We start from the raw sequence: 18,222 nt of genomic DNA on the forward strand, positions 1-18,222 counted from the left end.
AGCATGGAGGTTAACCCACAGTTCAAAAAAGGTGTGTTAGAACTTTGCTGTTTATTTTTAATTCAAAAGAAAGATTGTTACGGTTATGAGTTAGCAAATCAAGTGTCTAAATATATTGAAGTAGCTGAAGGTGCTATTTATCCGGTACTTAGAAGATTAGTAAAAGAAGAGTATTGTTCCACTTATTTAGTAGAATCGAACGAAGGTCCATCAAGAAAATACTATCAACTGACAGTAAAAGGAGAAATTTATTTGCAAGAACTTATTTCTGAATGGAATAATTTTACAGACAGTGTTGCAAAGCTATTAACAGAGGGGGATGCAGTAAATGAATAAACAAGATTTTCTCAATGAATTAAACCAACGACTGGAATTACTTGATCCGAAAGAACGGAGAGAGTTATTATCAGACTATCAAGAGCATTTCAGAAATGGAATTGAAGCGGGCAAAAGCGAGGAACAAATCGTTTTTGACCTTGGGAAGCCAGAAGAAATTGCCGCAGATATTATTAGTGAACGCGGTCTTCGCGAAGAGCCTGCCGAAACAGATTATTATTATGTACCGCGAAAAAATCAAAATGAAAATAGATCAGTGAGTAAACAAATTTTAATTGGTGTTGGATTATTTTTCTTAGATATTTGTCTTATCATACCAATTATGGTTTCGCTGTGGTCCTTGGCTGTTTCACTTTGGGCAACTGTAGGAGGATTCCTTTTATCACCAGTTATACTTGGCGTAGTAATTATTTTTGGCGCTGATTTCGAATTCTATCAAATGTTTGTTTCTATTGGACTTGTCGGTCTAGGGCTGATGCTTCTCTTTGCGGCAAATGCGCTTACTAAATTTACAACTAAAGCGACAATAGCGATTATCGCATGGCACAAATATGCGGTTAAAGGAGGCGGGAAAAATGCATAAACATCACTTAAGTAAAAAATTATTTTTCGCCGGCTTGGTACTTTTTATTATCGGTGCTATCGGCGTATCGTTAACGATGAATAAAGGTAACATGATAGAAAAAGGTGAACCACTTACAAAACAGTGGGACTTATCAACTGAAAATATTAACTCTATTACTTTTTCTTCCGAGCGCGACGTAATGCTTGAATGGAAAGAAAGTACAAATGGAAAAAATTACATCGAACTAAAAGGTAATTACTCTGCTAATGATAAAAAAGCCATTCAAAAATTAGAGCCAGTTTCGGAAGATGGAACGTCCTTTGATATTACAGTTCCTGAAGAAGAAGATTGGTATAACGGCTTTGGCAAAATTTACGCATACGGTCAACAAAAGGTAACCGTTTATTTAACAAAAGATACTAAATTAGCTGATTTAGAAGTGAAATCTCATTCTGGGGATATCAATGTAGCTGATTTTAAAGTGAAGAAATTTGTTAGTTCCACCAACTCAGGTGAGTTAAAAGTAAGTAATTTGGAAGCAAATACAGCTCAAATGGCCACTTCTTCTGGGGATTTAGCATTGTCGAATATGAAAGCAAATAGTTCGGTTGAAACTGGTTCTGGGAAGACGGACATAACTAATTTAACAGGCGATTTAGAAGTAAATGGTGGTTCAGGCGATGTGAACGTTACAGGGGTCAAAGCGAAGAAACTTAAAATTGCCATCGATTCAGGAGACATTGAGTTGACTAGTGGCACTGTAACTGATCTAGCCGTGTTAACAACAAGTTCCGGAGATATTGATGCAAGTACAAAAGGAAAAGTGCAAGCGGAATCGAACTCAGGATCCATCGAACTTGCAGGCATAACGAATGACGTAACAGCAAAAACAAGCTCAGGTGATATCGATGTAGCTTTTATCAAACAAGTAAAAAACATCGCAATCAATACAGATTCTGGTGAAGTAGAACTAGAATTACCAGGTGATTTTAAAGCTATTTATGAAACAAGTAGTAATTCTGGTAGCATTAAAGTACCAACAAGTGATTCCAATACGGATAATCGCGTAACGGTGAAAACAAGTTCTGGAGATATCAAAATCGAAAAATAAAAAATCAGTGCGCTAATTATTTAATTAGCGCATTCTTTTGGTTAAAAAAGGGTAAAGTGAGATAAACTGTTTTATCAATTTGCGCAAGTGAAAGGAGAATGGATGATGGATTTTCATATTAGAAAAGCAACTGATTCAGATGCGGAAGCCATTCAACATGTGGCGATTACTTCGTGGCATCACACTTATCAAGATTTAATTCCAAGTGATGTACAAGACGACTTTTTGGAAAGATTTTATAACGTGGAAACGCTTCATAATCGTATTTCAGCAACTCCTTTTGCTGTCGTGGAGCAAGCAGATAAAGTAATCGGATTTGCGAACTTTATTGAACTTGAAAAAGGGAAGAGCGAACTCGCAGCATTTTATTTACTACCTGAGGTGACACAACGCGGACTCGGCACGGAGCTTTTAGAAGTAGGAATGACTTTATTTCACGTGCCATTACCAATGTTCGTTAACGTGGAAAAAGGAAATGAAACAGCGATTCACTTTTACAAGGCGAAAGGGTTTGTTCAAGTGGAGGAATTTACTGAAGATTTTTATGGCTATCCGCTGGAAACGATTCGTTTTAATTTGAATCATCATGCGTTTGAAGAAGAATAAAAAAATGTCTATTCTAGTTGAATGAATCAATTAGGATAGACATTTTTTTATTTCGTAGCGGCTTTTCCACTGGTAGATTTTCCGCCGCGTAAAAAGAAGAAGATGATGGCAAGTAATGCCATGATAACTCCTGCAAGAATAGATACACCAACGGAGATGAGCATACCAGAAACTTGGATAATACTTAAGATGATGACCGCTGCAACAACCCCGTATGCGAATCCCCATACAGCAAATGTGAAGTAACTAGCTTTTTTGCTAAATCCGTAAAATATTTCGCCTAACGTAGAAGCGACTAAAATTACAGGAGCAGCAAAAAGTATCGCTGAAAACACAAGTTGTGGAGTAACATTGTCATAGAGGATTGTTTCGACTAATAGCGCAGAAAAAATTCCTAAAACAAAAATCGATAAATAAGCAATAATAAAACGCATCAAAAAAACCTCCTAAAGTACACTATATTATAGCATAAATTAGGAAGTTAGCTTAACATCTAGCCCAGTTATCGTCATTACGCTTTACGATACGTGTAATTCCTCGAATCAAGTTAAAAATGAGTATCGATACATTTAGAAAAACGATAAAAAACACAGTAGCTAAGGCAAGAAAGTTAATGGTATCTGCACTATTGGTACTAAAAGGAACATTGTTATAAAGTAAAATCATTACAATTACACCAGCGACAAATGTCGTTTGCGTGAGGAGTGCCCATTTTACATGATGCCGTATTTCTTTATCTTTTGTTGTACACCATATAATCGCGGGAGTAATGACTGGGGCAAAGAAAAGACTGAAATAACTAAGCGCACTAATAATTTTTTTATCCAACATTTCGAATCTATCCTCTCATTTGTTTATAAGTCTAGTATAGCGGGGAAAGAGAAATGGAACCATCGAATTAGGTGACGATATAGAGATCAAGATGACAGTTTTGTCATATACAAAAACGCCTCTTCGAAAAAATCAAAGAGACGTTTCTTTATATAACTGATTTTAAGGACCAAACTTTACTGCGCCATCTTCGGTACATTAGAACAGCTCGAACGCCTTCGTCAATAATATAGGCGAGCCAAACACCGACAAGCCCAAGCCCGGCAGAGATGCCGAGTACATAGGAGAAAGGCAAACTAACGATCCACATAACAATAAGTCCACATATAAAAGGAAAACGAACATCGCCTGTTGAGTTAAGACTGCTAATAATGATAATATTCGTCGCACGTCCAAGCTCAAGGAAAATCGAAAGTAAGAATAATTCTTTCGTCATCGCAATGATTTCGGTATTTGTAGTAAATAGCCGCATAATCGGTTCTGCGAAAAGGTAAATCGAAACGCTAACCACAATCGCAACAACCAAACCAATCTTCCAACTACGTAGACCTTGCTTATAAGCTTTATCGATTTCTTTTGCACCAACCGCGCGACCGATAATAATTTGAGAGGCCTGACCGAGCGCGATAGCAAAGAGTGCGACAAACTGGCTAACCGTCGAAGCATACACTTTTGTGGTAAGCGCCTCTGTACCAAGAATTGCAATAATCGCAGTAACAACTAGTTGCGAGCCGGCATACGATAAATTTTCCCCAGCAGAGGGAAGGCCAAGTCGTAAAATCGAATAAAGTAATTTTTTGGAAACTTGCTCCAGTTTTTTGAAATGGAAAGTATAGCCGATATATTTTCGAAGCATCCAGATGGCTAGACCCATTCCGACGAAGTTTGCGACAGCAGTGGAAATACCAACACCTGCTACCCCGTAATCTAAGTATGCAAGCGGGCCGTACAGAAATAAGTAATTACCGACAACATTGATAATGCTAATCGTCACAGGAACAAGAATGGATTGTCTTACGTAACCATGCGCCCGGAGAATAGGCAAAATCGAAGCATGAATAGCGATAACAACCGAGCTTCCACCGATAATTTCTAAAAACGGTGCACCAACTTGAACTAAATGAGGATCAATTCCCATCCAAGTCAGGAAGTTTTTCGACATAAAAATGAAAATAATACTCATCACAATTCCAATTAAGAAAGCCACTACTAAGCCATTTGTAATCACATTTTCAATTTCTTTATGTTTTTTAGCACCAATCATTTGGGCAACGATAATCTGTACCCCAACACTGATAAAGCCGTAAATAATAATAGAAATAACAAGAATCTGATTCGCAACTCCTGTCGCAGCTACCGCATCATCTGAATAATGCCCCAACATAAAGACATCAATATAACTAATCATCAGACGTAAAAATTGCTCTAGAAAAATCGGCCAAGCAAGCGTAAAAAGACTTATGCTGGCGACTTTATGTACTGAACTCACTTATTTCCCTCCCTTCGCATTAACACAATTAAAGCCATTATAAGGTAATTAAAGTTAAAAGTATAGATTAATTTCAAAATCGCTCCAAGATATTGCTTGACAAAAATCGAATATCTCATATAATTAGTTAGGTAAACTAATCAAATGATAGAAAGAAGTGGAGAAATGTCTTCGAAAAACCAAGACTTGGGGCACTCAGTAATCAAGGCTTTCATGAATTTTAAGCATGCTGAAATAAAGAGTTTTCAAATTCCGGGTTACAGTAAATCAGAAACAAGATTTATTTTTATTTTATCTCGTGGGCTTAAAAGTAGAGGGCCAAAAATTCGTGTTTCCGATCTTGGTCACATGCTCAGAATTTCAAAACCAAGCGTCACGCAAATGATTCAATCTTTGGAAGGAAAAGGACTCATTAAACGTGTTCAAAACCCAGAAGATAAGCGCTCGATGTATGTGGAATTAACAGAAGTCGGAGCAGGCGTGTCAGAAAAAATGCTCGATGAATTTCAAGCTAGTTTTGAAGATATGCAGGAGTTTTTAGGCGAAGACGATATGAAAAAACTGATTACACTCCTAGAAAAACTGACAGATTACTTAAACACAAAATCCGAAAATAAGGAGGCATAAACCGCAAATGATGAAATTGATGAAAAGATTAAAACCTTATTGGCTGAGTATTACGGCCGTATTAGTCCTTACTTTCGGGCAAGTCATTGGACAGCTTTATTTACCGACGCTTATGTCGAACATTATCGATAAAGGAGTCGTAACAGGAGATACAAACTACATTTGGAGCACTGGAATGAAGATGCTCTTGATTTCGTTCGCTTCTGTTATCTTGTCGGTTATCGTGGTTTATCTCGCATCCAGAATTTCAATGGGATTCGGGAAAGATTTACGAGATAAAATTTTTACAAAGGTAGAGGATTTTTCCTTACAAGAATTTGATAAAGTAGGAACTTCTTCCTTGATTACTAGAACGACAAATGACGTTGTTCAAATCCAAAATGTGCTATACATGATGATGCGACTAATGGTGATGGCGCCAATTATGCTACTCGGTGGTATTATTATGGCAGTTGGCAGGGACGCGAAATTATCGCTTATTTTTGTCGTTGTTTTACCGCTATTACTTCTATTAGTAGTTATTCTCGGCGGAAAAGCAATGCCGATGTTTAAATCACTCCAAAAGAAAATGGACAAATTAAACCGCGTTATTCGTGAAGGGTTAACAGGAATCCGAGTTGTGCGTTCCTTTAACCGCAATGAAGATGAACTCGAAAAATTTGAAGAAGCAAACGCTGACTATGCTACTACGGCGATTAAAGTTAACCGACTGCTTTCTCTTATGAGTCCGTTAATGATGTTACTGATGAACTTAACTTCCATTGCGATTGTCTGGATTGGTTCGATTTTTATTGGTAATGGTGATATGCAAGTAGGGGACTTGATGGCATTTATTCAATACGCAATGCAAATTATGATGTCCTTCATGATGCTTTCTGCTGTATTTATTATGATTCCGCGTGCTGGAGCTTCTGCTGAACGTATTAATGAAGTGTTAGATATGAATGCAGAAATACTTAACCCCGAAAATCCAAAAACAAGTACACCACCAGCGAAACTTTCTTTTGAAAATGTTACTTTCCGCTATGAAGGCGCTGAAAAACCCGTGATTGAAGATATTACGTTTGAAGCAAACGCTGGTGAAACAGTTGCAATCATCGGAAGTACCGGCGCTGGTAAGTCTACTTTGATTAATATGATTCCACGTTTTTATGATGTCGAAAGTGGCGTTGTAAAAATTAATGGGATTGATGTGCGTGAAATGGATCAATCCAGCTTGCGCCAAAAAATTGGGCTTGTGCCGCAAAAAGCAGTGTTATTTACAGGAACGATTGCTTCTAATATGCGCTACGGAAAAGAAGATGCAACCGATGAAGAAATTTGGGAAGCACTTCGAACAGCTCAAGCGGAAAACTTTGTCTCTAAACTTGCAAATGGTTTAGGAAGCCGCGTAGAGCAAGGTGGTAACAATTTCTCGGGAGGACAAAAACAACGTCTTTCCATCGCGCGTTCTTTAATTAGAAAACCAGAAATTTATATTTTTGATGATAGTTTCTCGGCGCTCGATTTCAAAACAGACGCGAAACTACGTGAGGCATTGAAAGCTGAAACAACCGAAGCCGTGACACTCATTGTGGCTCAACGAATTACCTCCGTTGTCAATTCCGATCAAATCATTGTTATGAATGAAGGTAAAATTGCCGGAATTGGAACACATGAAGAATTAAAAGAATCAAATCAAATTTATCAAGAAATTATGAGGTCACAGCTGTCAGAGGAGGAAATCGCATGAGTGGTCCAGGTCCAGGTGGTGGCATGAGAATGCAAACAACCGCCAAACCAAAGAACTTTAAACAAACACTATTCCGGCTTCTTGGCTACATGAAACCTCGTTCTATCGCAATCATCGTCGTGTTTATCTTTGCGATTTTATCCACGATTTTTAACATTTTTAGCCCGAAAGAACTCGGGAAAGCGACAACAGAAATTTTTAAAGGTGTCATGAGTCCAGCTGGGATTGATAATGATAAGATTTTCAATATATTAATGATTGTATTAGTCTTATACCTTGGTAGTTCCTTATTTAGTTTCATTCAGCAATACGTCATGTCAAGTGTTGCCCAGCGAACTGTATATGACATGCGGAAAGATTTAAAGGCGAAAATGGCTCGTCTGCCGCTGAAATATTATGATACGCGCTCAAACGGTGATATTCTAAGTCGTTCAGTAAATGACATGGATAACATCGCGAATACTTTACAACAATCACTAACTCAAGCAATTACAGCGATTGTCCAAATGATTGGTGTTTTAATCATGATGCTAACGATAAGCTGGCAAATGACATTAATCGTTCTAGTAACTGTTCCAATCAGTATTATTCTAGTCGCCATTATTGCTGGTAGATCACAACGTTACTTCGGCGCACAACAACGTAATCTAGGTATTTTAAATGATACTGTAGAGGAAACTTACGGTGGCCAAACGATTATTAAAGCCTTTGGTCAAGAAAAGAAAACGTTAGTAAAATTTGATGAAGTAAATGAAGATTATTTCAAAGCAGCGAAAAAAGCGCAATTTATTTCCGGGATTATGATGCCGGTGATGCAATTTGTTGGTAACTTAGGCTATGTAGGTGTCTGTGTGGCCGGTGGTATTTTTGTTACTAATGGAACGCTTCAAGTTGGGGATATTCAATCATTTACACAATATGTTCAATTATTTACGCAACCAATTTCAAGTGTAGCAAATATTGCTAATATCATTCAATCCACTATTGCTTCCGCAGAACGTGTATTTGAAATGATGGATGAAGAAGAAGAAAAAGACGAAATTCCAGCAAATATTAATCAAGTTGCTGGTGAAGAACACAGCATTGTATTCGACCACGTGAAATTCGGTTACACTCCGGATAAACCACTAATGACTGACTTAAATATACATGTAGAAGAAGGTCAAATGGTGGCGATCGTTGGGCCAACAGGTGCTGGTAAAACGACTATTATCAACTTGCTGATGCGCTTTTATGACGTAGATGCTGGAGAGATTCGGATGAAAGGCATTGATACACGTGATATGACCAAAGATGCCGTTCGCGAGAAATTCGGAATGGTACTACAAGATACGTGGTTATTTAATGGAACAATTGCTGACAATATCGCATACGGTCGTGAAGGCGCAACGAAAGATGAAGTTATCGGGGCAGCAAAAGCAGCATATGCAGATGATTTCATTCGTAGACTTCCGAACGGTTATGATACTATCTTGAATGAAGAAGGTTCGAATATTTCGCAAGGTCAAAAACAACTTCTAACTATTGCTCGTGCGATTTTATCGGATCCATCTATCTTGATTCTAGATGAAGCGACTTCAAGCGTAGATACTCGTACAGAGTTAAATATTCAACTTGCTATGGGTAACTTGATGCAAGGACGCACAAGTTTTGTTATTGCGCATAGACTTTCAACCATTCGTGATGCAGACTTAATTCTTGTCATGAATCACGGTAGTGTAATCGAACAAGGCACGCACCAAGAACTACTTGACGCAAAAGGCTTCTACGCTGACCTTTACAACAGTCAGTTCACAGGAGCTCAAGCAGTTTAAATCTAAAAAGACAATGTGGCTCACCCGCTGCATTGTCTTTTTTTGAGCAGAAAATTTGTTTGATGAGGGATTAGGCGTTATGGTTAATAAAGAAGAAATTGAAGAGGTGAGAATAGATGTATCAATCCATTACGGCAAATGATTTAGAGCAAGACTTAAAAAAAGCGCCGCATAATATCTTAGATGTCAGAGACGCAGATGCTTTTGTTGAAGGACATATTCCAGATGCAATAAATATTCCAATTAATGAACTACCAGAAAAATTAGCAACACTGGATAAAGAAAAACCGTATACGGTTATTTGTTACGCGGGTGGACGTTCTGAACGCGCGAGTCAATTTTTAGCGGCAGAAGGTTTTGACGTAACGAATGTAATGGGCGGTATGGGAGCATTTCATGGTACAGTAACTAACTAAATAAAGAAGCCGCGACCTAAAATTAGGTTGCGGCTTCTTTTTATTTAGCTATGTTTTCTTTTCCGGAAAAAGAGGATAGCTACTCCGGCGAGGATAATACCGATTAATACAGTCGTCGCTTGGTTTTCATCTCCCGTATATGGAAGGATGACATTGTCTCCTGAATTATTAGGTGAAGTCGTACCATCCACGTTTGTAGGTTGAGAAGGATTCACGGCAGGGTTATCTGGATCAGGCGATGGATTTGGTGGTGTAGGGGGTTCTTCGCTACTGACCACATTGACAAGTACTGTAACTGGATCAGCTGCAACACCGTCTACACTCACCGCATTTAAAGTCACTTTATACGTTCCAACCTTAGTTAAATCAACAGCGCTATCAAAATTACTTGTTACTTCGCTACCATCACTAGTTTTAGCTGAAATATCTGTTAAAAATTCTTCCGCTGTTTTTGTGCTATTTACTTTATAATTAATACTTTTATCAGCAGTAATAATTGGTTTTTCTAAAATAGTGACTGTTACTTTTTTAGGTGTAGCTTGAAGGCCGTCTGCATTTGTGGCGTTGAGGGTTACCGTATACACGCCAGGTTTGCTAAAATCTACCACGCTGTCAAAATCACTAGTAACTGGGGTACCATCTTCTGTTTTGGCATGAATGTCTGTCAGGAATTGTTCTTCTGTCACAGTAGTTTTCTCAGTATAATTTATAGCAGAATCATTAGTAATAACTAAAACTTGGGTAATATCAAAAAATTGATCATACGTACCACCGGACACAGAATAAGAAGTGAAATTTGGTGGTGTAGCATAACTTCCCGCAGGATTATCATAAAAGGCATTATATTCCATTTTCGTAATAGTACGGAGGTATTCAGGGGTAATGCCGCTAACTGTTATCCCAGTATCATCAATGGTCAAACGGCTACCATCAATTTGCTGATTATTGAATGAGAGATAGGTACCCGCATCACTCGCATCCGTTGTGAATGGGAATGGTACGCCATCAAAATTAATGCTACGACTAGTCATTAATGTAAAGGGAATAAAAATGGTTTGATTCGTTTTATTATAATTTAAAACTTCGCTAGTAATATCGCTTTTAATAAGCACTGAACCACCTATATTTTGTCCATTTGCGGATAGATTGGTTAGACTTGGAAAAGTATCGATACCTCGAAAGTCATTCACGCCGCAGAATTGAATAGACAATGTAGTTAAATTTGGCAATGATTTTAGGAGTGTTATATCAGTAACATAGCCACTTCTATCTAAATTTAAATAGGTTAAATTAGGTAGTTGATTAAATTTAGCTAAATCACTATTTACAAATCTACCAGAATATAAGGTTAAGCTTGTAAGCTTTTGTAGGCCATTTAAATCAGGTAAAGAACTTGATGATAAACTGTAACCAGTTAAGTCAAGTGTTGTTAAATTAGATAATTTAGTTATGATAGAATAATCTGAAACACGTGGAGTAGATAGCTGTAAAAGAGTTAAATTATGAGCATAATCAAGGCCGGTTAAATCAGCCAGATTAATGTTGTCGATTTTAACCTCGGTTATTGTATCCATTTGAGCTTCCGTAATATCACTCGTACTTGGTTGACCCAAAATTCCATTTAAATAACTTTTTAAAACTGGGTCAGGAATATTTACTATATCTTGAGCTGCTTGTGCATCAACATTTTCTTCAGCCGTGACAGGTGCATTAAAAGGGCCTAAAAGTGGCGTAATTAAGAGTAGGCATATACCAACCTTAATTCCCATTTTTTTCATAAGTAGTATCCTCCTTTGAAATTATCCTCTCATATGACATTAGCATCTGAACGTCTTAACACAATTCCTCTTTTAAAAGCATTTTAAACAATTGCATCTATGCAAAATTAAATTTTTGGCATAAAAAAGAACCATAAAAGAAGAATGAGTTCTTTTACGGTTCACTTATAATTAAAAGATTTTAGCTAATTCTACGGCTTCTTTTGCACCGGCAGAAATAATATCTTTGGCTTGATCAGGTTTTGCATTGTGGCCTTCGACAATAACCATTTCTGGTTCAGAAATACCGAAGTGAGCTAGTACATTTTTGACGTAGCTCAAGGACATTTCGAAACCTTGCATAGGGCCATCAGAGTAAATACCGCCACGAGCATTAAGTAAGGCGATTTTTTTGTCCGCTACTAAACCAACAGGGCCGTTTGCAGTGTATTTGAATGTTTTGCCAGCTTGATTTAAATAGAATAAGTAAGTTAAAAATTGTGCCGGAATACTAAAGTTCCAAAGTGGGAACGCCATGACGATTTTGTCTGCTGCCAAAAATTGATCTAAGTAGCTATTAGCAATGTCAGCTAAGCGTTTCTCTTCTGGACTTAATGCTTCTCCAGCTGCTTCTTTATGTAATCCACTCATCATTGTTACATCATAATAAGGTAGATCCGCTTCAAATAAATCTAGTTCTGTTACATTATCATCCGGATGGGACTTCTTGTACTCCGTTAGAAAAATTTCATATAGTGCCACGCTGACTGAGCGTTCGGCAGGTAAACCATTTGCTTTGATGAAAAGTACATTTGTCATATTACATCTTGCCTCCATTTTTTTTGAATTATCTATTAAGTGTAGCTTATTTTCACGATAAACAGCAAGTAAATTGCTTACAAAAAATTAGCCACTAATGTTTGAGCAGATATTTTGTGCTTTTGGAAAGGAGGCGTATAATAGTTGATATATCATTTGACACATCAACTATGGAGGTGGAAACGCTGAAACCTTGTACACAACGATCAGAATTGCTTTACCGAGTGCACTTATTATCCAAAGAAATAAGCCATGTATTTGAACAACAAACGAATATGAGCTTTACAAAAGTAGAGATTTTATTTCATATTCAACAAACGCCGGGTCAAAGTCAAAATCGGCTAAGAGAGAAGCTTTACATTGATTCGGCGAGTATTACCCGTCATTTGAAGCGAATGGAAGAGCAAGGGCTGATTGTTCGGAAAAAGCAAGATGAAAACAAACGCTATACGTATTTATTTTTAACATCAGCTGGTGAGGCAGAATTAGCTACTTTGCTTTTGGAAAAAGAAAAATTTCAGAACGAAGCGCTAGATGCTTTTTCAGAAGAAGAAGTTAGTGCGTTGCTTAAATCAGTCACAAAAATGATGAATAATGTAGAGAAAATGGAGGAGAAGTTAAAATGAAAGCAGTTGTAATTGAAAATTATGGTGGTAAAGAAGAATTAAAAGAAAAAGAAGTAGCAATGCCAAAAGCGGGTAAAAACCAAGTGATTGTCAAAGAAGCAGCGACATCAATTAACCCAATTGATTGGAAACTTCGTGAAGGATACTTAAAACAAATGATGGACTGGGAATTCCCAATTATTTTAGGCTGGGACGTAGCGGGTGTTATTTCTGAAGTTGGTGAAGGCGTAACAGATTGGAAAGTTGGCGATGAAGTATTCGCTCGCCCTGAGACAACACGTTTTGGTACGTATGCTGAGTATACAGCAGTTGACGATCACTTACTTGCACCACTTCCAGAAGGAATTAGTTTTGATGAAGCAGCATCGATTCCACTTGCAGGCTTAACTGCATGGCAGGCATTATTTGATCACGCGAAACTACAAAAAGGTGAAAAAGTCTTGATTCATGCTGGTGCTGGTGGTGTTGGAACACTTGCGATTCAACTTGCAAAACATGCAGGAGCAGAAGTAATTACAACAGCTAGTGCGAAAAACCATGAACTACTTAAATCACTTGGAGCAGATCAAGTCATTGATTATAAAGAAGTCAATTTTAAAGATGTTCTTTCTGATATTGATGTGGTGTTCGATACAATGGGTGGACAAATCGAAACAGATAGTTACGATGTATTAAAAGAAGGCACAGGTCGTTTAGTTAGTATAGTTGGTATTTCAAGTGAAGAACGTGCGAAAGAAAAAAATGTAACAGCCACTGGAATTTGGTTGCAACCAAATGGCGAACAGCTGAAAGAACTAGGCAAATTGCTCGCTAATAAAACAGTTAAACCAGTTGTTGGTGCAACTTTCCCATTCTCTGAAAAAGGTGTTTTCGATGCACATGCATTAAGCGAAACGCACCACGCGGTTGGGAAAATAGTGATTTCATTTAATAAATAAGATTTTCGGAAAGCTAGATGCTATCATCTAGCTTTTTTTGTTGTTTGCTGGAATAAGTTAGATGGGCTATAATAGCAAAAAAGGTGGAGCGGGGATTTCAGTCTTCTATAAGAAAGGCATGGTCATTCGCTACTTCTATATCACTAAGTTGTTTTGCGACAATATCCGCGCCAGTATTAAGAAAGATAGCCATTTGACTGAGGACGCGCAGACTAATGTCAGAAGTGCGAATGTCTTTGTCAATCAATTTCTGTAAAGTACCTTGTTTCAAGCGAGTAGTTGATTCGATATCTGCGGCAGTAATGTTTTTATTTGCTAACAATTGTTCAATCGGATGCATTATTTCACCTCGTTTAAATAGTTAACTTTATGAATTAATTATAACTAAATTTGCTTCTTTGATAAACTATAAAGCCTTCAAAATAGAACGAAAAAAGGGAGAAGCAAATGAACGATTTAAAAGATAGTTTAAAAGTTTTGTATCAGTTTAAGGAAGATTATCTCAAAGTAACATTATTATTAACCATTTTGCAGGCATTTGTTATTGGGCCATTTATTTATTATTTCTTTTTCTTTATTCTCCGGGTTATTGGCGTGCCGGGCATTACAGATGCTAATCTTGGGGAGATTTTTTCAAGTCCGGTTGCAATTATTCTGTTGTTAGTTTTAGCTTTATTCATTTTATTATTTGTCTATTACGAACTAGGTTTCTTTATATTAATGGCAATATATCAGCTACGCGGGGAAAACTACACTGTTTTTAAAATTATCCAGCGATTACATGTAAAGGCGAAATACTTCCTTAGTTATCAAGCTATTTATTTTCTGCTATATTTCTTTTTGCTTTTGCCAATAGCTGGGCTGTCCTTACCAAGTTCAATCACAGAGAATCTCTATTTACCACATTTTATTACAGACGAATTAATGAAAACGACGACGGGTATGTGGTTCTATGTTATTACAATTGCGATTATTTTTTACATTAGCGCTAGACTAGTATTTGCTTTGCCGTATTTCATTGAAGACAAGTCACTCAAAATAAGTGGAGCTATCCAAAAAAGTTGGAAATACCCGCAAAAACGCTTATTTGTGATGCTACTAAAATGGGTTTTAATTATTATCGTGATTGGCTTTTTAGTTTCTATTATCGCCACGCTTATTATGTCACCTTTATTTTTGATAGAAAAGATAAATCCAGGAATTGCAATGGTTGTAGCTGGAATTATTTTAACCATCCTTCAAGTCATTGGTTTCTTTGCCGCAAGTTTTTTTCAAGGAATCATTGCGCAATTATTAGTCAAAAATGCTTTTCTAATAGAAGCGCAACCAGTTTCTGTGTCACGTAACCAGTTTCCTCATAAAAAACGATTTATCATGGCAGGAATTATCGTCTTCCTTCTTTTTAGCAGTTTTAATATTTATGCTATTAATGCAACTTTATATGAGCCGAACACAAAAATAATTGCGCACCGTGGCGATACGATGAATGCTGTTGAAAACACGGTGGAAGCCATTGAGTCAGCTGCCAAAGCTGGTGCAGATTATAGCGAAATTGATATTCAAGAAACGAAAGATCATCAATTTGTTGTCTTCCATGATATGACATTAAGAAGACTTGCAGGAAACTCCAAGCGAGTAGCGGATATGACCTTAAAAGAGTTGCAGCAAACAAAAGTGAGTAGTGGTAGCTATTCCTCTCATATAGCGTCTTTCGATGAGGTTATCAAGGTGGCAAAAAGGAATAAGATAGACTTACTCGTTGAGGTGAAGTTGCATGGCGGGGAATCAAGCGATATGGTAGAACGACTTGTTGCGCTGTTAAAAAAAGAAAAAGTAACCGATAAATATTTAGTCCAATCGTTGAACCAGCCTGTTATCGAGAAAATAGAACAAGCCGATCCTACGCTAAAAACAGGCATTATTTTAGCACTTAATATCGGAAACTTACCAAAAACATCCGCTGATTTTATTGTTTTAGAAGATTTTTCCATCAACCAACGATTACTTACACAAGCTAAACAAAACAACAAGATGGTTTTTGTTTGGACTGTAAATAAAGAAAAATTAATGCAAATGTATTTACGAAAAAATGTAGATGGAATTATCACCAATTATCCTAAAAAGGCGATTGAACTCAGAGATTCATTTAGTGAAAATGATTCCTTGCGAAGTCGTATTGAGAATAGGTTAGGATTTTAAATAAAAAAGCCGCAAACTGTGATTGTTTGCGGACAATTCTTATTTTAGTTCAAATGATTTTTTAACAGAGTTTTTGCTGAAGCTAATTAATTCTTTTGCTTCTACATCTACTTTATTTTGTGTATCTTGTAATGTATAAGTACTTGTTACTTCTAAAGTTCCTCCAGGTTGTACATCTTTATCAGCACCACCCAAGCCACCATCTGCTGCAATGGCTGTATCCAATTGAGTGCTGTTTTGGAATGCTTGTTGATCAATAGCTACCATGAAAGAAATATTATCTTTACTGTTATTCGTGAATTTTGTTTTGATTGCAATAGCATCTTTACCTGATAAATCCTTCACTACTTCTGAGCTCAGAATTTCTACTTTGTAATCCCCAAGTTCATTGGAATCTGCTTTCTTTTTCGTCTCGGCTTTAGCTGTTTCTGGTTTTTCTTTACTTGCTTTATCCTCAGTCCCACCACATGCAGTTAGTGCTAGGGCAAAAGTAATAATCCCCATTAATAGTAAAACGCTTTTCAATTTTTTCATTTTCTTCTCTCCTTCATTTTTTATCTGTCTCTATTAGAACACGTGGAGAGAATAAAAGTCCTATGCAGTGGGCATAGGACTATGAAAAGATTTCATTATAAATACCATAAATAGATATGCAAACAATAATATAAATGACAATGCCTGCTTTCCTTGTACTAGGAGAGGAGGATTTAAGTAAAGGCAATTTGGACCAAATCCCACAAAGATTAGTAAAAATGACAAAAGCAGGAACGATTAAGAAGAAATTATTAAAAAAGTTTACTATTGGCGACATTTTGACGCCCTCGGTTGGCGGCGTGAATAAACCAAATAGCAAGAATATATAACCTAATACACCGACAATCATTTTCCAAGGCTTTCCTGTTCTAAAGCCAGGAATATGTTTATACCACGGAATGAAGTCATTTTCGTACTCCGCTGTTACATTATCCCAATCAGATTCCGTAGAAAAATTAGCTAACTCCGTGAAATCCGACAATTCAGAGACGTAGCTTGGACCAAGTGAATCGTTTTTGACTGCTGTTCTGAAATCTTGAATAGATTGATAACGCTGTTCGGGATCAAAGGCGGCTGCTTTCATGGCTATTTTTTCAAGCGAGGTGGCTTGTTCTTTATCAGGTAAAGTGTTTTTTCCAAGTAGCAGTTCAAGCATCAGAACACCGATGCTATAAATATCTGACCGGGCATCTGTTTGTGAGTAACCATATTGTTCTGGGGCAGCATAACCGATTGTGCCCAGATTGACGGTGTCTTGATTTTTGCCAACTTCAAATACACGTGATGCATCAAAATCAATTAATTTTAATACACCATCGCTAGAAATCATAATGTTAGACGGCTTAATATCTCGGTGTATAATCGCATTTGTATGTAATTCTGTAAGTGCATCAGACAACATCAGCATTAGTCGCGTAACTTCATCTGCATCAAAAGTAGCAGTTGCTTTCATTAAGTCAGCTAAATTTTTTCCATTTATGTACTCTTCATAAACAATTAATTGATTACCATTAGGGATCATTGCTTCTATTTTCGGTAAATATTTGCTAGATAGGTTTTTAAGCTGTTCGATTACAGGCGCAAAACTACTTGGTATGGTTTTACGAACAAATAATTCTCCTGTGGAGGTATTTCTTGTTAGCACAGCAGGGTTCTCTTTATTATTCAGGTTATCCAATTCTTTATATTGTTCTTCTATAAAAGCGAGTGTCATTTCTCCCATTTATCAAAAATCCCTTCTACACTTTATAGTAAAATTATAGCATGAAGCATAGTTGTCGGGTACATATTTCGTGCTATAATGAAAAAAACAGTCGGGGGTGTGCCTTATGGATGGGGAAAAAGAGACAAGTAAATTACTTCATGAATTAAAAAAAGCGACCAATTTACGCCAAGTATTAGATGAAAACGAGGCGGAATTTAAATCAAGCGAAATGGTAACCTACTTAAAAGAATTATTAGCGGAGAAAAAATTAACCAAAGCAAGCGTCATTCGTGCGGCTAGACTCCATGAGACATATGGATATCAAATTTTCAGTGGGGTGAGAAGGCCGTCACGGGACCGGACAATTGCTCTTTCTTTTGGATTTAAATTATCAGGTTTAGAAGCAAGCAGATTGCTAAAATACACAGAATATCCACCTCTTTATGCAAAAAATCGGCGAGATGCAATTATTATTTTTGCGTTAGACCATGGTTATACGCTAGATCAAACCAATGATTCGCTCTATGATTTAGAAGAAGCATTGATTGAAACATATAAAGAAGAAAAGCCGCTTGTTTAGATTTAACTAGAAATCGTGTATAATTTAGGGAGACCTCA

At 37.0% G+C, this 18,222-nt stretch carries 20 protein-coding genes; 12 read left to right on the forward strand and 8 right to left on the reverse strand.

Translation table 11 applies throughout. From position 1 onward, the window contains the following. Nucleotides 1-3 precede the first annotated feature (3 nt). The 4 genes from HRK21_RS08900 to HRK21_RS08915 all read left to right on the forward strand — a co-directional run bounded on the left by HRK21_RS08900 (nucleotide 4) and on the right by HRK21_RS08915 (nucleotide 2,618). Nucleotides 4-336 (forward strand): PadR family transcriptional regulator, encoded by a 333-nt coding sequence (locus HRK21_RS08900; RefSeq protein WP_003729335.1) that lies wholly within the window; start codon nucleotides 4-6, stop codon nucleotides 334-336. Then, complete coding sequence (locus HRK21_RS08905; protein WP_070006325.1) at nucleotides 329-919, forward strand: HAAS signaling domain-containing protein; 591 nt, start codon at nucleotides 329-331, stop codon at nucleotides 917-919. The genes HRK21_RS08900 and HRK21_RS08905 overlap by 8 nt, the downstream gene beginning before the upstream one ends. Further along, the gene (locus HRK21_RS08910) at nucleotides 912-2,012 is read left to right on the forward strand and encodes a DUF4097 family beta strand repeat-containing protein (protein WP_070006324.1); all 1,101 of its coding nucleotides are present in this window, start codon (nucleotides 912-914) and stop codon (nucleotides 2,010-2,012) included. The genes HRK21_RS08905 and HRK21_RS08910 overlap by 8 nt, the downstream gene beginning before the upstream one ends. 105 nt (nucleotides 2,013-2,117) lie before the next feature. Next, the gene (locus tag HRK21_RS08915; RefSeq protein WP_009920521.1) at nucleotides 2,118-2,618 is read left to right on the forward strand and encodes a GNAT family N-acetyltransferase; all 501 of its coding nucleotides are present in this window, start codon (nucleotides 2,118-2,120) and stop codon (nucleotides 2,616-2,618) included. Between the two features lie 47 nt (nucleotides 2,619-2,665). Here HRK21_RS08915 and HRK21_RS08920 read toward each other — a convergent pair whose 3' ends face one another. The 3 genes from HRK21_RS08920 to HRK21_RS08930 form a co-directional block, all read right to left on the reverse strand. Next, entirely contained in the window at nucleotides 2,666-3,052 is a 387-nt protein-coding gene (locus HRK21_RS08920; RefSeq protein WP_069888180.1) for a hypothetical protein, read from the reverse strand. A gap of 52 nt (nucleotides 3,053-3,104) precedes the next feature. Beyond that, the gene (locus HRK21_RS08925; protein ID WP_003738284.1) at nucleotides 3,105-3,449 is read right to left on the reverse strand and encodes a magnetosome magnetite crystal formation protein family; all 345 of its coding nucleotides are present in this window, start codon (nucleotides 3,447-3,449) and stop codon (nucleotides 3,105-3,107) included. A gap of 148 nt (nucleotides 3,450-3,597) precedes the next feature. Then, a complete protein-coding gene (locus tag HRK21_RS08930) occupies nucleotides 3,598-4,938 on the reverse strand; it encodes an MATE family efflux transporter (protein WP_003738285.1) in 1,341 nt (446 codons plus the stop codon). Between the two features lie 165 nt (nucleotides 4,939-5,103). On the opposite strand from HRK21_RS08930, the gene HRK21_RS08935 reads away from it, so the two are divergent. From HRK21_RS08935 to HRK21_RS08950, 4 genes are all read left to right on the forward strand, one after another. Next, nucleotides 5,104-5,565, forward strand: coding sequence for a MarR family winged helix-turn-helix transcriptional regulator (locus tag HRK21_RS08935; protein ID WP_003724169.1), 462 nt, complete (start codon nucleotides 5,104-5,106; stop codon nucleotides 5,563-5,565). A gap of 7 nt (nucleotides 5,566-5,572) precedes the next feature. After that, the gene (locus tag HRK21_RS08940; protein ID WP_070006323.1) at nucleotides 5,573-7,297 is read left to right on the forward strand and encodes an ABC transporter ATP-binding protein; all 1,725 of its coding nucleotides are present in this window, start codon (nucleotides 5,573-5,575) and stop codon (nucleotides 7,295-7,297) included. After that, nucleotides 7,294-9,111 (forward strand): ABC transporter ATP-binding protein, encoded by a 1,818-nt coding sequence (locus HRK21_RS08945; RefSeq protein ID WP_069888182.1) that lies wholly within the window; start codon nucleotides 7,294-7,296, stop codon nucleotides 9,109-9,111. Before HRK21_RS08940 ends, HRK21_RS08945 begins: the two co-directional genes overlap by 4 nt. A gap of 116 nt (nucleotides 9,112-9,227) precedes the next feature. Next, on the forward strand, nucleotides 9,228-9,527 hold the full coding sequence (locus HRK21_RS08950; protein WP_070006322.1) for a rhodanese-like domain-containing protein: 300 nt from the start codon (nucleotides 9,228-9,230) through the stop codon (nucleotides 9,525-9,527). 44 nt (nucleotides 9,528-9,571) lie between these two features. Here the strand turns inward: HRK21_RS08950 and HRK21_RS08955 are convergent, their stop codons facing one another. Both HRK21_RS08955 and HRK21_RS08960 read right to left on the reverse strand, forming a co-directional pair. Further along, nucleotides 9,572-11,305 (reverse strand): LapB repeat-containing protein, encoded by a 1,734-nt coding sequence (locus HRK21_RS08955; protein WP_070006321.1) that lies wholly within the window; start codon nucleotides 11,303-11,305, stop codon nucleotides 9,572-9,574. Between the two features lie 171 nt (nucleotides 11,306-11,476). After that, nucleotides 11,477-12,103 carry an FMN-dependent NADH-azoreductase gene (locus HRK21_RS08960; protein ID WP_003738291.1) on the reverse strand — a complete coding sequence of 209 codons (627 nt, stop codon included), beginning with the start codon at nucleotides 12,101-12,103 and terminating at the stop codon, nucleotides 11,477-11,479. 170 nt (nucleotides 12,104-12,273) lie between these two features. Here HRK21_RS08960 and HRK21_RS08965 point away from each other — a divergent pair, with 170 nt between their 5' ends. Continuing rightward, nucleotides 12,274-12,729 carry a MarR family winged helix-turn-helix transcriptional regulator gene (locus HRK21_RS08965; protein WP_069888185.1) on the forward strand — a complete coding sequence of 152 codons (456 nt, stop codon included), beginning with the start codon at nucleotides 12,274-12,276 and terminating at the stop codon, nucleotides 12,727-12,729. Further along, a complete protein-coding gene (locus HRK21_RS08970) occupies nucleotides 12,726-13,667 on the forward strand; it encodes an NADP-dependent oxidoreductase (protein WP_069888186.1) in 942 nt (313 codons plus the stop codon). The genes HRK21_RS08965 and HRK21_RS08970 overlap by 4 nt, the downstream gene beginning before the upstream one ends. A 97-nt stretch (nucleotides 13,668-13,764) precedes the next feature. Here HRK21_RS08970 and HRK21_RS08975 read toward each other — a convergent pair whose 3' ends face one another. Further along, nucleotides 13,765-14,007 (reverse strand): hypothetical protein, encoded by a 243-nt coding sequence (locus tag HRK21_RS08975; RefSeq protein ID WP_070006320.1) that lies wholly within the window; start codon nucleotides 14,005-14,007, stop codon nucleotides 13,765-13,767. A gap of 107 nt (nucleotides 14,008-14,114) precedes the next feature. Here HRK21_RS08975 and HRK21_RS08980 point away from each other — a divergent pair, with 107 nt between their 5' ends. Then, nucleotides 14,115-15,866 carry a glycerophosphoryl diester phosphodiesterase membrane domain-containing protein gene (locus HRK21_RS08980; RefSeq protein ID WP_070006319.1) on the forward strand — a complete coding sequence of 584 codons (1,752 nt, stop codon included), beginning with the start codon at nucleotides 14,115-14,117 and terminating at the stop codon, nucleotides 15,864-15,866. A gap of 39 nt (nucleotides 15,867-15,905) precedes the next feature. Here HRK21_RS08980 and HRK21_RS08985 read toward each other — a convergent pair whose 3' ends face one another. Together HRK21_RS08985 and HRK21_RS08990 are read right to left on the reverse strand one after the other, a co-directional pair. Further along, nucleotides 15,906-16,400, reverse strand: a complete 495-nt coding sequence (locus HRK21_RS08985; RefSeq protein ID WP_003738296.1) for a DUF5067 domain-containing protein — start codon at nucleotides 16,398-16,400, stop codon at nucleotides 15,906-15,908. A 79-nt stretch (nucleotides 16,401-16,479) separates the two neighbouring features. Continuing rightward, nucleotides 16,480-17,622: a serine/threonine-protein kinase gene (locus HRK21_RS08990; RefSeq protein WP_070006318.1), complete on the reverse strand. Its 1,143-nt coding sequence runs from the start codon at nucleotides 17,620-17,622 to the stop codon at nucleotides 16,480-16,482. A gap of 106 nt (nucleotides 17,623-17,728) precedes the next feature. On the opposite strand from HRK21_RS08990, the gene HRK21_RS08995 reads away from it, so the two are divergent. Beyond that, entirely contained in the window at nucleotides 17,729-18,184 is a 456-nt protein-coding gene (locus HRK21_RS08995; RefSeq protein ID WP_003735801.1) for a hypothetical protein, read from the forward strand. Nucleotides 18,185-18,222: the final 38 nt, after the last annotated feature.

Source organism: Listeria monocytogenes, assembly GCF_013282665.1.
Taxonomy (GTDB): Bacteria; Bacillota; Bacilli; order Lactobacillales; family Listeriaceae; genus Listeria; species Listeria monocytogenes_C.